The organism is Devosia sp. A449, from assembly GCF_054489375.1.
On sequence record NZ_JBTMWU010000013.1, the window covers coordinates 1 to 14,233 of the forward strand.

Genomic DNA, 14,233 nt, shown 5'->3' on the forward strand with positions numbered 1-14,233 from the left:
GAAGGACTGACGCCATTCGTTTGAATGCGATGTTTTGCTGGCGACCTATTTGACCCGTACGACGACCTTGCCCTTGGCCCGGCCGGTTTCGAGGTAGGCCAGTGCCTCGTTGACAGCCGCGAAGGGGAAGACCCGGTCCATGACCGGCCGGATCGCGCCGGCTTCGATCAGGGCCGTGATCTGGCGCAATTGGGCGCCCTCAGCCTCCATCAGGAGGAACGAATAGTCGACCTGGCGCGCCCTGGCCCTGTGGCGGATGCTCCGGCTCATCAGGCGCAGGACCTGCTGCAGGACCCAGTTCAAACCCTGGTGTTTCGCGAAAGCCACGTCGGGCGGGCCGGAGATCGAAATCAGCTTGCCACCGGGCTTCAGCACGTCCACGGACTTGTCGAGCGTGTCAGAGTTCAGGCTGTTGAGCACCACATCGTAGCCTGACAAGGACTTTTCAAACGCGTTCGTCCGGTAGTCGATGACGACATCGGCCCCCAGACTCCTAGCCAGTTCGACGTTTTTCTCGCTGACCGTCGTTGCGACTATGGCGCCCAAATATTTGGCTAACTGGATCGCGAACGTGCCCACGCCACCCGAGCCGGCGTGGATCAGCACCTTCTGGCCCCTATGCAGGTTCGCGCGATCGATCAGGACCTGCCATGCAGTCAGGCCCACCAGAGGGATCGAGGCTGCCTCTTCCATGCTCAGGTTGGCCGGCTTGAGCGCGACATCGGCGGCATCAACGGCAATGAACTCGGCCAGCGTTCCGATCCGACCATCGGGCACCCGCGAATAGACCGCATCACCGGGCTTGAAGTCCCGGACACTGCGACCAACTTCGATCACGACGCCCGCCACGTCATGTCCAAGAACGATCGGCAGCTTATAGGGCAGAATTGCCTTGAATTCGCCGTCCCGGATTTTGGAATCGAGCTGATTGAGCCCTGCAGCGTGGATCTCGATCAGGACATCGTTGGCCCCAACAATTGGGGCGGGCAGTTCGCCCAACCGCAGCGCACCCTGCTTATAGTGATCCAGGATATAGGCTTGCATGATATTGGTTCCAGTATACCGATGGCTTCAGGCTTTGGGCAGCGACGGTTATCGTTGCAGGAGTGATCAATTGGCCTGGCGATAGCGCTCGGCGGCAAGGACTTGAGCGAAGCCAGGGAACATAGCCCGCCGTGCCGTCTGATAGCTTTCCCATTGCCCGGCATCGGGGAGCGGGGGGATCGTGACGGCTTCCCGGCGGTCAAACCCGACCAATGCGGCATCCACCAGTTCGCCGACCGCCATCAGTCCCATCGTGCTGGTGTCCGCACCGGCCCGGGTCCAAATCTCGGTGGCAGTGGCCGATGGCAGCACTGTCTGCACATAGACACCCTTGGGGGCCAGTTCGATGTTCATCCCCTGGGAGAGGAACGTTACGAACGCCTTGGTGGCGCCATAGACGGTTTGGCCAAATTCAGGCGCGAGCCCCACCACCGATGAGATGTTGATGATTGCGCCTTTGCCCGCCTGCGCGAAACGTCCCGCAGCGGCGCTTGCCAACCGAACAAGGGCCGTGGAGTTGAGCGCGACCAGGCGTTCGATGTCATCAACCGCCTGTTGGTCGAATGCACCCGCAAGGGCCGCCCCGGCATTGTTGACCAGGATTCCAATCGTGCTGTCGTCCCGCAGGCGCGCTTCGACTTTGGCCAAATCATCGCGGTTCGTGAGGTCAGCCGGTAGAATATCGATGCTCACGCCGGTGTCCTGACGGAGCCGGGCGGCGAGCGTTTGCATCCGCGCGTCATCACGGGCAACCAGCACAAGGTCATGACCCCGCTGGGCGAAACGCGCTGCATAGGTGGCGCCGATGCCTGAAGAGGCGCCGGTTATCAGGACGGCCGGAATGCTGGTCATGTCGTGCTCTTTTCAGATGCGTTTATTCATGATGTTCATCATCAATGATAGCTAATATGATGCTGGTCATGAAAAAGTCAACGCTTCGACCGGATACATTTTTCCAGGCACTATCGACTACAAGGCAGGCGGCGGCCCGGGCAGCGACGTTGTGGGGGAGTGCGCTCCGCCTTTGGCCCAAGGTCTCGTCTGCAACGGTCTTGCCCGAATCCGCCCAAAACCCTATATTGATGACATTCATCATGTATGCGAGTCCAGGTAACGGCCGCATGGCGTCAGTCAGTCCATCGGAGCTGTACCAATGAGAGTCACCCGCAAGCAGATGGCCGACAACCGTCTTCGGATTCTTGACGCCGCCAGCGCGCTGTTTCGCGAGAAGGGGTTCGATGCGGTTACGGTCGCCGAGGTGATGAATGCTGCGGGGCTCACCCATGGTGGGTTCTATGGCCATTTCAGCTCGAAGGATGATCTCGTGGCGAAAACATTGGACCACGCCTTCCAGATAAATCCCGACGACAAATTCGAGCTCAGGAGCTACGTCGAGCGCTACCTGTCAGGCCAACATCGGGACAATCCCGGCCTGGGTTGCCCGACCGCAGGCCTGGTTGCCGAAACGCGCCACCAGAGCGCGGCGGCGCGCGCGGTGATGACGGGTGGAACACGCGCTCAGATCGAAAGGATGAGCGCCGGCTTCGAGGGGGAGGCGGCCGACCAGCGCCGACTGGCCATCGTCAGTTGGGCAGCGATGGTCGGCGCGGTAATCCTTGCCCGTGGCATCGATGATCCCCTTCTATCCGATGAACTGCTGACGCAGACACGTGCCTTCGTGGAAGAACATCTCAGCGCATAGCAAGATTAAAGACGCCCACGTCTCCAGCACGGGGCCTTCTTTCCGGTTTGGGTTCGACGCGCAGCCGCGTTTTGTTGGCGCGACGTTCATCCATGGCGCGATAGCCTTCGGCGACGTCGGCAAGCGGAAATTCCACATCGAGCACCTTGCCCGGGTTGATCTTGCGGCTGAGGACCGAATGCATCAGGCGTGGCAGAAAGCGCCGCACCGGCGCCGGGCCGTTAGTCGCCAGAGCGTCCGCTTTTGAAACGCGGTTAGGGCTTGCTGAATGACTGGAACGGGCGCGAAGCTGCGAAACGCGTTGGCTTGGGAAACGTCCGCTTTCCATGGTCGGTCGCCAATAGCTGACTGTCCGCATCCCACCCCACTCTTGCCGGTCGGCAACCGACCCCAAAATGAGCCGGTCCGCTGACTACCCCATTCCGGCCGTCCTGATATACAAATACTCCGCTAGAAAGCGGCCGCCGCGGAGTTGCCCGTCAACAGGGATGCGGATTGGTAACCTGCCCCCTACGGAGAGGCGGGTGCATCTGCGGTTACGCTCAAAATCGGTACGACAGGCCAAGGGACACGGAATGCGTCTTTAGATGCACCGAGCTGTCCAGAGTGTTCGTTAACGCAGGAAACGCGGGGTTGGATATGGACATCGAGGAACTCAGCGAGCCGAAATCAGAATATAGGTACTCGCCCCTCAGGGCCCAGCCTTTACCCAAGTTTATCTCGGCACCAGCGCCAAGAGCCAGTCCAGTCCGTATTTGCTCCTTAGACGCTGTCCCGAAGGCTCCAGCGCCCACAAAATCGTCAGAGAAGCTTGCAACTATATTGACGGAACTGAATGCTGGGCCGGCTGTCACATACCCCAACCACTGCTCATTGGCCCAGCCTAGGCGCGCTCTTATCGAAGCCTGCCAATCGGCGCGCGCAGACACGGTATTTGTGAACCGACCAGTGGGGTTGGAGATGTAGTCGGCGCTAACCGACCTTGTCCCTTCAAAGCCCAGACTGCTGACGCTCCCCTCAAGGCCAAAGTATAAACTGTCCAGCTGATAGCCGTACCCGGCGAAGAGCCCCGGTGCCACGCGCGACGATTCCAGTACACCGGCCATGGTGCTCCCAATCTGATCCGGATCGGGAGGGGTGAAGTAGGAACCAGGAAAACCATCTGTGGTGAAGGACCCCACGGCGGCATTGGCGGCACTTATGGAAGCATTGATACCGACATAGGGACCAGACCAGTCTGCCAGCTCTTGCGACACTGCGTTCGCACTCGCTGAGCCAATGATCAGGCTTAAGAAAACTGTTGCCCGTGTCGTCTGTCGCATGCGTTACCCCATGGCAAGATGCGCCCAAAATGGATTGCGAGCGCTTGTTCATCTCCTAGGCCACAATGCAGAGGCAGGACGGCGGTTTCAACGCAAAGGTTTGCCCTGCAACAAGAAAGTCCGAGCTAGCGATCTGCGGGACGTGTTCGACAGCACGCCGACAGGGTATCAAGCGGCCCGCTTGGCACGCCTTGGATCCCGACGCGTCCTACGCCGTGATCCCAGCATTGCTCGGCCAATGGCAAAATATGCTATGGCGTCACTTAACGCCGACCGACCGCTAACCACCCCACTGCCGCCCCCTTGAGCATGCTGCCATTGTCGAGCAGGAAGATGCGCGTCGAGGTCGAGGCGATCAGTCCTCAGGTTGCTTCCCACCCCGAATTGGACGCTTGGCCGGCTCACTCTGAACGACAGCTTGCGGAAAATCGCGAAGTCGAACTGAGCGGCCAAAATCGAGGCGCGCAGCCGACCTGGACTCCGGAATAGTTGCGCAGCCCCCCGACCCTCTCTGCCATCAGAACCATTTCCTAGGCAGATCGCAGGACTGCGAATCGTACAGTATCGAGGGTGGGTGCCTTCGGGAAGGTATCGCGGAGGCTCGAGCTCACGTGCAGCGTCTTGAGAACTTAACGTCACTAGCGGTCACATGGTCAAGGCATAACGATGATGCTGGAATTTCCGCGCGGCGCGAAAGCTCGCCCCTCCCTGCGCAGCGGGGCCTCGCACCCCTGTAGCTTCCCGGTTCAATCGCGTGCGGCAACCCTAACGCTGAGGCGGCCGCCGACATAGGCGCCGTGCTACACCGAACCGGCGCCGATGGAGTTGATCAAGATCCCACCTTCACCAAGGCGGTCGTCACCGCTTCCCGGCCGATCAGGGTCCAGATATCGCTGCTCAACAAAATGCACGACGGGCTTTCCGACGATTGGGTGATCGAGACGCTCGATAGCTTGTCCGGTCCGTTCAAGGATATCGCGTCGTACGGCAAGTGGCCAAGGATCGAGAGCAATGACGTAAATGTGGAGCTTGCCACCTGGCTGCAGACACGGCGTATCATCTCGTCATTCTCGCCGGTTTCGGGCGGAGACAAGATCAGGATAAACACTAAAAAGAAGAAAAGCTAATCGGTCTGTCGTTGCCATTGCTGGCGCGTTTCACTGAAGTTTGAGTCACGCGCCAGCGTCAGCCGTTGAGGGCTACCGCTGATGGAAGACTGCCTGCTTCGGGTAGATCTCGCGCCGAAGCCGCCGGTCCCCTTGCCACCCCGTTCCTGCGGTTGGTTCTTCAAGAGCAAACCAACAGCTTCGAGACATGCTGACAGGGGTTAGAATGGCTGATTGGGGCACCTTGCCGATCAGTAACCGCTAGGTCGAGGGGAAACTTCGCTCCGCTTGGCTGTTCATGGCCTGCCGCTCAACTGACGACAACGGCATGGGTATGGTCAGGACGTAACAGAGATATCCTTTGCCCTGTCGGCGGCCGATCCGGCCGGAGAGCTGTTTTTCCACCGTCAGTTTCAGCAGAGTCGAACCATAACCGTTATGGGAACCGCGCTGTGCCGAAATGGAGGCTGCCGGTTCCATCCACCGCAACCACATCGTCTGTCCTGCGTGACAGATATGGATCGACAGCCGACCGTCATCGGCAGCCAGAGCGCCATATTTGAGCGAATTGGTCGCCAGTTCATGGATGAGCAAGGCATATGACATGATCTGGCCACTATCGATCGAGGTATCGTCGCCATCCAGCGTCGCGGCGAGCACCCCGTTGTCGCCGCAATAGGGGCGGAGCACCGCCTCGATCAGCCCCCTGAGGCTACCATTCGTTGCCAGGCCAGGCTCCGTACCGCTGATCCGCAGAAATCGATGCGCGTTGTTCAGCGCTTCGAGGCGCTGCCGCAATATCTGCAGCACCGGTTTCAGTTCGGGCGTCTCGCGAGCTGACAGGCTGACCAGCCCATTGACCAATGCAAACAGATTCTTGATCCGGTGGTCTAGCTCGTGCGCGACGAGTTCCCGCTCCAGGCTGATGGATTTTTCCAGATGGATGTCGGTCGATGTCCCGTACCATCGGACGACGCGCCGTTTTCATCCAGTTTGGGCGACGCCTTGAGGCGCAGCCAGCGATATTCGCCACTATGATGCAGAAGCGGTATTCAATCTCATAAGGTTCGGTCGAAACCAGAATTTCTTTCCGGAGCTGCTCGACGCGCGCGCGATCCTCAGGATTAATGAGCGTGGTCCAAGTCTCGGCATCTACCGAATTTATGCGTTCGCTGACGAACTCCTTAAGCTGGCGATTGACGTAGTCGTGCTGGCCATCGGCATCGACGCTCCACAGAATTTGCGGAACATCATCAGCGACCTGATCGAACCGCTGACCCAAGCCTTCCTGTTTGTCGGTATCTGCCATCGCCCACTCCCTGCGAGTGACAAGCAGATTACATACGACCTGCGCCAACAAGCAAACCCTTCCGACGCCGCGCCGCCCTCAGTCCCGATCTGAAAATGTGATTGGCCAAAACTAATTGGAACATTTAGTGAACGTTCATGAAAAAATCCCTGCAAGACCGGTTGGCGATCCTGTCGGATGCCGCGAAATACGACGCTTCCTGCGCGTCCAGTGGCGGTGAGAAACGCGATTCCACCAAGGGCGGCATCGGCTCGTCGGGTGGCACTGGCATCTGCCATGCCTATACGCCGGATGGTCGCTGCATTTCGCTGCTGAAGATCCTGATGACCAATTTGTGTATTTTCGACTGCGCCTATTGCATCAACCGTGTGTCGAGCAATGTCGAGCGGGCACGGTTTTCCGTCGAGGAGGTGGTGACGCTGACCCTCGAATTTTATCGCCGCAACTATATCGAGGGGTTGTTCCTGTCCTCCGGTATCATCCGTTCGCCGGACCAGACCATGACGGACATGGTGCGCATCGCGCGGACCTTGCGCGAGCATCATGGCTTCAAGGGTTATATCCACCTCAAGACGATCCCCGATGCCGCGTCGGAACTGATCCGCGACGCTGGGCTCTGGGCTGATCGCCTGTCGATCAATGTCGAACTGCCGCAGGACGCCAGCGTGCGCAAACTCGCGCCCGAAAAGCGACCGGAAACCATTCGCGCGGCCATGGCGCAGGTGCGACTGGAGCGGGAGGCCGCCAAGGACCAAACCCACACCGGCCGCAAGCCGCAACGCTTCGCTCCAGCCGGCCAGAGTACCCAGATGATCGTCGGCGCTGCCCCTGATCAAGCCACCCTTGCTGCGGGAGCATCGCCTCTATCAGGCCGATTGGCTGATGCGCTTTTATGGATTTTCTGCAGAGGAAATTACCACCGGCACCGCCAAGGGCCATCTTGACCTCGAACTCGATCCAAAGCTGGCCTGGGCGCTCCAGAATCGCGCGCAGTTTCCGCTGGACGTCAATTCGGCCTCGCGTGAGCAATTGCTGCGGGTGCCAGGGTTCGGCGTGCGCACCGTCGACCGCATCATCGCGGCACGCCGCCATGCGCGGTTGCGGTTCGACGATCTGGTCCGCATTGGCGCGTCGATGAAGAAGGTGCAGGCCTTTATCCGCCTGTCCGATTGGTCACCCCGCCATCTGACCGACAGCGCCAACCTGCGGGCGCGCTTTGCGCCGCCCCCTGAACAGTTGACGCTGCTATGAGATTTGCCGTCACTCTGCCGCAATGCCACATCTTTGCCGCTTGGCGCGCTGCAGCCCGGCTGGCCATCAGTCATCACATCGCGCCCGACGACATTGACTGGAACGGCCAAGGCGCGTTGTTTGGTGGCGAGGGGTTGCCCGACCACGCCGGGGACCACGCGGCACTTGTGCATCCCGATTTCATCGCGCTGGCAGGCTCGGTGATCTGGCATTCAGACCCCCAGCGTTTTTCTCTGCTGTATCAGGCGCTGTGGCGGCTCGACCAGCGCGATGGCGCACCGCTATCGCAAGCCGATCCGCTAGGCCGCAAACTCGCCCTGATGGCGAAATCGGTCAGGCGCGACATTCACAAGATGCACGCTTTCGTGCGTTTCCGTGAACTCCCTGCTATGGGAGCGCGGCGCAGTTTTGGCGCGTGGTTCGAGCCGGAGCATGAAACGCTGGAGCCGGGATCCGCGTTTTTCGTCAAGCGGTTCGCCGATATGGATTGGCTGATTGCAACACCAAAGCTCACGGCACGCTTTGCAGATGGCGTGCTCAGCTTTGAAGCCGGAGGCGTGCGGCCCGAATTGCCGGACGATGCGTCCGAGGCGCTGTAGGCGACTTATTTCGCCAATATCTTCAATCCGGCACGCGTCAAGCTTGAGGCGATGCGCTCAGAGATGCCGAAGAAGTACTGGCGCAATCTGCCCGAGACGCGATTGATCCCCGCGATGCTGGCCGATGCACAAGCGAGGGTCGATCGGATGCGCGAGGCAGGCGCGAGCCAGCCCCGTCCCGGTGCGGCAGCCGTTTCGACACGCTATCGTGCAACCTTGCCCACCGTGCCCGATGCGCCGCAAACCCTCGATGAAGCACGACAGGCCGCGGTGCAACGCCGGCGTTGTGGCCTCTGCGAAGCGGCAACGCAAACTGTCTGGGGCGAAGGCGATCCCACGGCGCGGATCATGATCGTCGGCGAGCAGCCGGGCGATCAGGAGGACCTGGCGGGCCGTCCCTTTGTCGGCCCTGCCGGCCAGTTGCTGCGCGCGGCCATGAGCGAGGCCGGCCTGAACCCCGAGCGGACATGGCTCACCAATGCTGTGAAGCATTTCAAGTTCGCGCCGCGCGGCAAAACGCGGCTGCACCAGAATACCAATCGGGATGAGATCATGCATTGTCGCTGGTGGCTGGGTCTGGAACTGGCCTTTATCCAACCGCAAATCACGCTGGCGCTCGGTTCGTCGGCGGCCTTCGCCCTGACGGACGACAATCGCCCTATTGCCCAGCGGCGCGGCAGCGTCGAAACCGGCCTGCATGGCGGCCCGGTGCTGATTTCCTGGCATCCCGCCTATATTTTGCGGACCACGGATCCAGCAATACGAGCACGGTTACACCGTGAACTGGTGGCGGACCTTGCCACAGTACAAACCGGGGCAGCCAGCGATATGCCGACTGTCCCGCACTCTGAAGACCGGTGAGGCCGTTGTTTCATGGCCTCCACAATCCGATAACCCTACCACTACATCTTCACCGCGGCGTTATCCCCCAGTTCAGGGGCGCCGCCGGTGACCGCCGCCATGAGCATCTTTGCACCGGATACCAGAGCGCCGGGGCTGTCCCATATCTCGCCGCGTTCAGGCGTAACCGTCAGGAGCCGGATGGTGGGATCGTCCTTGCCTTCCCACCACATCTTGTCCATTTCCGACCACAGCTCGGATATCTTGGCGCGGTCGTTGGTGACCTTGCCCTGACCGGAAACCACGGCGAAGCGATAACTGCCCGTGTCGGCCCAGGCCAAGGATACGGTCGGGAACGCCTCCAACTCGGCGTTTTTCTCCCCACTGAGGTCGGTCAGGAAGTAGAAGGCATTCTCTTCGCGTTGCGGACGTGCCGACATCGGCCGACTGCGCTGTTGTTCGCCATTCCAGGTCGTCAACATGCAGATGTCGATTTTGGCGGCCAGTTCCCACACGCGATCGGTGACTTCATCCGGCGTCGCGGGATTGTCGTCTTGGCGTTCCTTCATAATTGATCTCCATTGGACTACCCCTCTCGAACGTAGACGGCCGGGTGATGTTCCACACGACATGCGCTATTGCGTCCGTTCAGCATCAAATGTGATCGGTTCATCGAGAGGCTGACAAATTGGTAGCCGGCAACCTCTCAATCAGAGCTTAGATCGGCTGCTGTGCTGACCCAATGGTCGTCGGGTCAGCACAGCGGTCGAGGGCAGGTTGGCCTCGGCACCGCCATTCTACGCTTTGCTTCCCATAGGGGGCCGGTGGCAGCTCATGAAGCCCCTGGCGAGAAAATCGAGCATGTCCGCTTTGGGAGATGTGTGGACAACAGCTGCCGGTCTGTAAACCACCCCATTGCGGTCGCCGCGGCGCCCTTAGTTGCCAGTCCGCTTTTGGGGACTGCGACTTGCATAGTGAACGGCTGCAGTGGGGCGCTGAGCAGTCAGATTATTGTCGTCGAGATTTGGAGGGCATCGGTGGCGCGAATCCCCGCAATGCATTTCGAAGGCTCTGAAGCCGCGATTGTGTTTGACGCAGATCACTCAGTGTTATTTTCCTTACGCCCGCGTCGAGGGTCCTGCAGGTGACATAGGGTTCGAAGTCTGCCTCCCACGGATTGCTGTGGGCAGATGCCAGCCCGTGGGCAATGGCGTTTCGTACGCCTCGGGGTTCCACGAGTTCGATCAGGAATGTTTTCAATGGGTCCTCCACCACCTCGGCGGAGATGTGCCGCCAATTTATTCTGGCGTCGATCATTTCACCTTCAAGCCAGCCCCATATTACGAGGGTCCTGCCTATCTCGGCATGCAGATCTTCAAGTGTTGGTCCAAGCTCGCTCACACAATCAGAGTACACAATCACCGTTACCGAGCACCGAACGCCGTCTCGATGAATTGATTGATCGGAAAGGCAGCTTTCGGGATTCTTCCCAGTCGCGCTGAACGGCCGAAATGGGGCGCCGACCGACGTCATTAGATTCGCATAATATGCGTTTGGGAACACCGACGGTTCAGCCGGGCATTCCCTTTAAGCTTGATCGAACCAAGGTCGAAACCCAGCTTTCGGCAGTCGTCCTCAGCGCGCCACGGCGGCTAGCCTTACAGGGCTTGGCGCGTCGACTCTTTCATCTTTTGCAGTAAGACTGACAGGGCCTTTACATCAGCAGGGCTCAGCTCGGCCGTCAGATTGCGAATCCACGCTTCGTTGGCAGCGGCCATCTCGATGAATTTGGCCCGACCCAGCGGTGCCATCTGCACGAAGTCCTCGCGCCGATCTTTGGGTTGTGGGACCGGATGATAAACCCATTATCGACCAGCCGCTTGATAACTGAAGTAATGAAGTAATGTTCGCCGGCGACGCCATTAGCCGGTGACAAGCTCCTGCAGATTTAGCCCGTCGGGCATGCGATAGATGTGCGACAGGATGTCGAAGCCGGGGAAACGTTACGTCGAATTCATAGGTGACGCTCAGATTTTCGAACACAAGCGTGGAATGGCCCCCCGTTTATTCATGGCGTGGATCCAGCATATCGCGCAATGCATCTCCGAGCAGGTTGAACGACAGACTGCTGATCAAAATGGCAGCGCCGGGCATCACGGCGCCCCGCCAGCTCTCCAGCATGCGGATTCCGATTCAAACCGGCCGGATATTCCGATTTGAAGTCGGCCATCGTTCCAGAGTGAACCCGGCCAGGACACGTCACGACCGCCGAAGCCTTCTTCCCGTTACACTTCAAATGTGAATCCACACCCGGCTCAGGGCCGAGATGACACCGAGTTTTTGATGCGCGAGCGACGTACGGGTGGGGCCCGCTAAACCCACCCTTCCATCGCCCGATCAAAAATCTCCAGCGCCAGCACTTTGGTCAGTTCGCGGGGATTGCCGCCCGCGGTGGGATCGACAACCGCCATATCGGCAATCAGCTCGCGCTGGCGCCCATCCACCTTGAAATCGGCCAGGGTATGGGGCACCTCGAGCCGCTGGCGCAGGCCAAGAATGGCGTGCAAAAACGCCTCAAAACTCGGTGCCAGACCCAGATAGGCGGCCAGCCGGGCAATGCGGGCTTCGATGGCGGGTTGGTTGACTGCCAGCACATAGGGCATGAACACCGCATTGGTCATACCGTGATGGGTGTCATACAGCGCGCCGACTGGATGGCTGAGCGCGTGGATGGCGCCGAGCCCCTTCTGGAAGGCGGTGGCGCCCATGGCGGCAGCACTCATCATGTGGCCGCGCGCTTCGATATCATTGGGGTCGGCATACACTTTTGGCAGGTTCTCCATGGCGAGGCGGATGCCCTCCACGGCAATGCCATCGGCCATCGGGTGATAGCCCGGCGCGCAATAGGCCTCGAGGCAATGGGCCAGCGCGTCCATGCCGGTGCCGACGGTGATGAAGCGGGGCATGCCCACCGTTAGTTCGGGATCGGCGATGACGATCTTGGGCATCATCAAGGGATGGAAAATCACCTTTTTGGTGTGGGTGTTCTCGTCGGTGATGACGCCGGCGCGGCCCACTTCCGAACCGGTTCCGGCGGTGGTGGGCACGGCGATGATCGGCAAAATGCCATTTGGATCGGCGCGGGTCCACCAATCGCCAATGTCTTCAAAGTCCCACATCGGGCGGGTCTGCCCGGCCATGAAGGCGATGACCTTGCCGACATCGAGCCCGGAGCCGCCGCCAAAGGCGATGACGCCATCATGGCCGCCGTGGCGCAGTACCTTGATGCCGGCTTCGACATTGGCGGAAATCGGGTTGGGTTTAACCTCGGCGAAAACCCCGACCGGCAGGCCAGCGGCCCTGAGCATGGCGAGGGTGTTTTGCGTGACCGGGAGATTGATCAGCCCGGCATCGGTGACCAGCAGCGGGCGCGTAATGCCGGCGGCTTTGAGCGCCTCAGGCAGTTCGGCGATGCGGCCCGGACCGAATTTGATGGTGGTGGGGTAGTTCCAGTTGGCTTTGGTCATAGGGCGGTCTCCAATTGCCCGGACCTCGTGGTTCGAGGGGCGCGGCGCGCCCACCTCACCATGAGGACCTCATTGCGTTCAGTAGCCCTCATGGTGAGGTGCACGCTCTTCGCGAGCCTCGAACCACGAGGGCGTGGCACTCAGGCCTGTTTCAAATGATAGCTCTTCGGCTGGGTCAAATTGGCGTAGCCGATTTCGCTGAGGCCGCCACCTTTGCCGGTGTCCTTCACTCCGGTCCACACCAATGCCGGATCGAGATAATCGCAGCGATTGGCGAACACGGTGCCGGTCTCAATCTGCGCGCCTAGTTTAGCGGCGGTGTCGAGGTCGGCGGTCCACAGCGAGGCGGTGAGGCCATAGGGGCTGTCATTCATCAGCGTGATGGCTTCGGCGTCGTCGGCGACTTTCATGATGCCGACCACCGGGCCAAAACTTTCTTCCCGCATCACGCTCATCTGGTGATTGACGTTGGTCAGCACTTCGGGCGCCAGATAGGGCGAGCCGGGCTGGTCCAGCCCGTGCTTTGTGTTGAGGTGGCGGGTGGCGCCGCCACGCAGGGCTTCATCGGTTTGCTGGCGCACGTGATCGGCAAAGCTGCCGCGCGCCATCGGGCCGACAATAGTGGCGGGGTCGAGCGGATTGCCTAATGTCCAGCCCTTGGCCTGAGCGATGAAGCGCTCGACAAAGCCGTCATAGGCGGAGGCCGCCACATAGATGCGCTCGACACCGCAACAGGATTGGCCGGAGTTGAAAAACGCCCCATCGGCCAGGTTTTCGGCGGCGTAATCGAGATCGGCATCGGCGCGGACATAGGCCGGGTCCTTGCCGCCCAGTTCGAGGCCCAGCGTAGCAAAAGTACCGGCGGCGGCCTGTTCGATGCGACGGCCACCCGCCACCGAGCCGGTGAAATTGATGTGGTCGATCTGCCCCGAGGCGATCAGCTGTTCGGTATCGGAATGGCCGAGCACCAGATTTTGAAACAGCCCGCTCGGCAGGCCGGCCTGTTCGGCGGCGGCGGCGAAGCGTTCGCCGGCCAGCAGGGTCTGGCTGGCGTGCTTGAGGATAATGGCATTGCCCGCCATCAACCCCGGCACGATGGAATTGACCGCGGTGAGGAACGGATAATTCCACGGCGCGATCACCATGACGGTGCCCAGCGGCTCGCGGGTGATATAGCGGGTGAAACCGTCTTTGCCAGGCTTGTCGACGGGGGCCAGCGCGGTGGTGGCCAGCTCGATCATGTAGCGGCTGCGTTCCTCGACGCCCTTTTTCTCGCCGCCAAAGCGGATCGGGCGGCCCATCTGCCAGGCCAGTTCGGGCACGATCTCATCATTCATCAGCAGCAGCGCATCGAGGAAATGGCTGAGGATTTTTTGCCGCTCGGGCAGGGTGGTCTCGTCCCAATTATGGCGCGCGGCCTTGGCGTGGGTAACGGCGCTGTAGATCTCGGTTGCGGTCGCCAGCGACCGCTCGGCATAGACGCTGCCGTCGATGGGGGAGATGATTTTGACCGTCTCGGTCATTTGTTTGGCC

The 14,233-nt window shown here is 60.3% G+C and carries 12 protein-coding genes and 4 pseudogenes; 5 read left to right on the forward strand and 11 right to left on the reverse strand.

All coding sequences use genetic code 11. The features are described 5' to 3' along the window. Positions 1–45: 45 nt before the first annotated feature. From ACX3OW_RS21340 to ACX3OW_RS21350, 3 genes are all read right to left on the reverse strand, one after another. Entirely contained in the window at positions 46–1,044 is a 999-nt protein-coding gene (locus ACX3OW_RS21340) for an NADP-dependent oxidoreductase (RefSeq protein ID WP_459097805.1), read from the reverse strand. A 66-nt stretch (positions 1,045–1,110) separates the two neighbouring features. Then, positions 1,111–1,896: an SDR family NAD(P)-dependent oxidoreductase gene (locus tag ACX3OW_RS21345; protein WP_459097806.1), complete on the reverse strand. Its 786-nt coding sequence runs from the start codon at positions 1,894–1,896 to the stop codon at positions 1,111–1,113. Between the two features lie 22 nt (positions 1,897–1,918). Further along, a complete protein-coding gene (locus ACX3OW_RS21350) occupies positions 1,919–2,140 on the reverse strand; it encodes a hypothetical protein (protein WP_459097807.1) in 222 nt (73 codons plus the stop codon). 57 nt (positions 2,141–2,197) lie between these two features. Here ACX3OW_RS21350 and ACX3OW_RS21355 point away from each other — a divergent pair, with 57 nt between their 5' ends. Continuing rightward, positions 2,198–2,746 carry a TetR/AcrR family transcriptional regulator gene (locus ACX3OW_RS21355; protein ID WP_459097808.1) on the forward strand — a complete coding sequence of 183 codons (549 nt, stop codon included), beginning with the start codon at positions 2,198–2,200 and terminating at the stop codon, positions 2,744–2,746. A gap of 55 nt (positions 2,747–2,801) precedes the next feature. Here the strand turns inward: ACX3OW_RS21355 and ACX3OW_RS21360 are convergent. After that, positions 2,802–2,966 (reverse strand): annotated as a pseudogene (locus ACX3OW_RS21360) (IMP dehydrogenase); the annotation flags it as partial. 322 nt (positions 2,967–3,288) lie between these two features. Beyond that, positions 3,289–4,068 (reverse strand): outer membrane protein, encoded by a 780-nt coding sequence (locus ACX3OW_RS21365; RefSeq protein WP_459097809.1) that lies wholly within the window; start codon positions 4,066–4,068, stop codon positions 3,289–3,291. Between the two features lie 797 nt (positions 4,069–4,865). Between ACX3OW_RS21365 and ACX3OW_RS21370 the strand changes: the two genes are divergently transcribed. Next, entirely contained in the window at positions 4,866–5,195 is a 330-nt protein-coding gene (locus tag ACX3OW_RS21370; RefSeq protein ID WP_459097810.1) for a hypothetical protein, read from the forward strand. A gap of 240 nt (positions 5,196–5,435) precedes the next feature. Here ACX3OW_RS21370 and ACX3OW_RS21375 read toward each other — a convergent pair whose 3' ends face one another. Further along, a complete protein-coding gene (locus ACX3OW_RS21375) occupies positions 5,436–6,038 on the reverse strand; it encodes a sensor histidine kinase (protein WP_459097811.1) in 603 nt (200 codons plus the stop codon). Positions 6,039–6,620: 582 nt separating this feature from the next. On the opposite strand from ACX3OW_RS21375, the pseudogene ACX3OW_RS21380 reads away from it, so the two are divergent. The 3 genes and pseudogenes from ACX3OW_RS21380 to ACX3OW_RS21390 all read left to right on the forward strand — a co-directional run bounded on the left by ACX3OW_RS21380 (position 6,621) and on the right by ACX3OW_RS21390 (position 9,194). Continuing rightward, a pseudogene (locus tag ACX3OW_RS21380) lies at positions 6,621–7,734 on the forward strand (putative DNA modification/repair radical SAM protein). Next, positions 7,731–8,417: pseudogene (locus ACX3OW_RS21385) on the forward strand (TIGR03915 family putative DNA repair protein); the annotation flags it as partial. The pseudogenes ACX3OW_RS21380 and ACX3OW_RS21385, both read left to right, overlap by 4 nt. A 30-nt stretch (positions 8,418–8,447) precedes the next feature. Further along, on the forward strand, positions 8,448–9,194 hold the full coding sequence (locus ACX3OW_RS21390; protein WP_459097841.1) for a UdgX family uracil-DNA binding protein: 747 nt from the start codon (positions 8,448–8,450) through the stop codon (positions 9,192–9,194). A 41-nt stretch (positions 9,195–9,235) separates the two neighbouring features. On the opposite strand, the gene ACX3OW_RS21395 is transcribed toward ACX3OW_RS21390, so the two are convergent. The 5 genes and pseudogenes from ACX3OW_RS21395 to ACX3OW_RS21415 form a co-directional block, all read right to left on the reverse strand. Then, positions 9,236–9,742 carry a pyridoxamine 5'-phosphate oxidase family protein gene (locus tag ACX3OW_RS21395; RefSeq protein ID WP_459097812.1) on the reverse strand — a complete coding sequence of 169 codons (507 nt, stop codon included), beginning with the start codon at positions 9,740–9,742 and terminating at the stop codon, positions 9,236–9,238. 1,089 nt (positions 9,743–10,831) lie between these two features. After that, complete coding sequence (locus ACX3OW_RS21400) at positions 10,832–10,984, reverse strand: hypothetical protein (protein WP_459097813.1); 153 nt, start codon at positions 10,982–10,984, stop codon at positions 10,832–10,834. 253 nt (positions 10,985–11,237) lie between these two features. After that, positions 11,238–11,354: pseudogene (locus ACX3OW_RS21405) on the reverse strand (D,D-dipeptide ABC transporter permease); the annotation flags it as partial. Positions 11,355–11,545: 191 nt separating this feature from the next. Further along, on the reverse strand, positions 11,546–12,700 hold the full coding sequence (locus tag ACX3OW_RS21410) for an iron-containing alcohol dehydrogenase (protein WP_459097814.1): 1,155 nt from the start codon (positions 12,698–12,700) through the stop codon (positions 11,546–11,548). Between the two features lie 140 nt (positions 12,701–12,840). After that, a complete protein-coding gene (locus tag ACX3OW_RS21415; RefSeq protein WP_459097815.1) occupies positions 12,841–14,223 on the reverse strand; it encodes an aldehyde dehydrogenase family protein in 1,383 nt (460 codons plus the stop codon). Positions 14,224–14,233 lie beyond the last annotated feature (10 nt).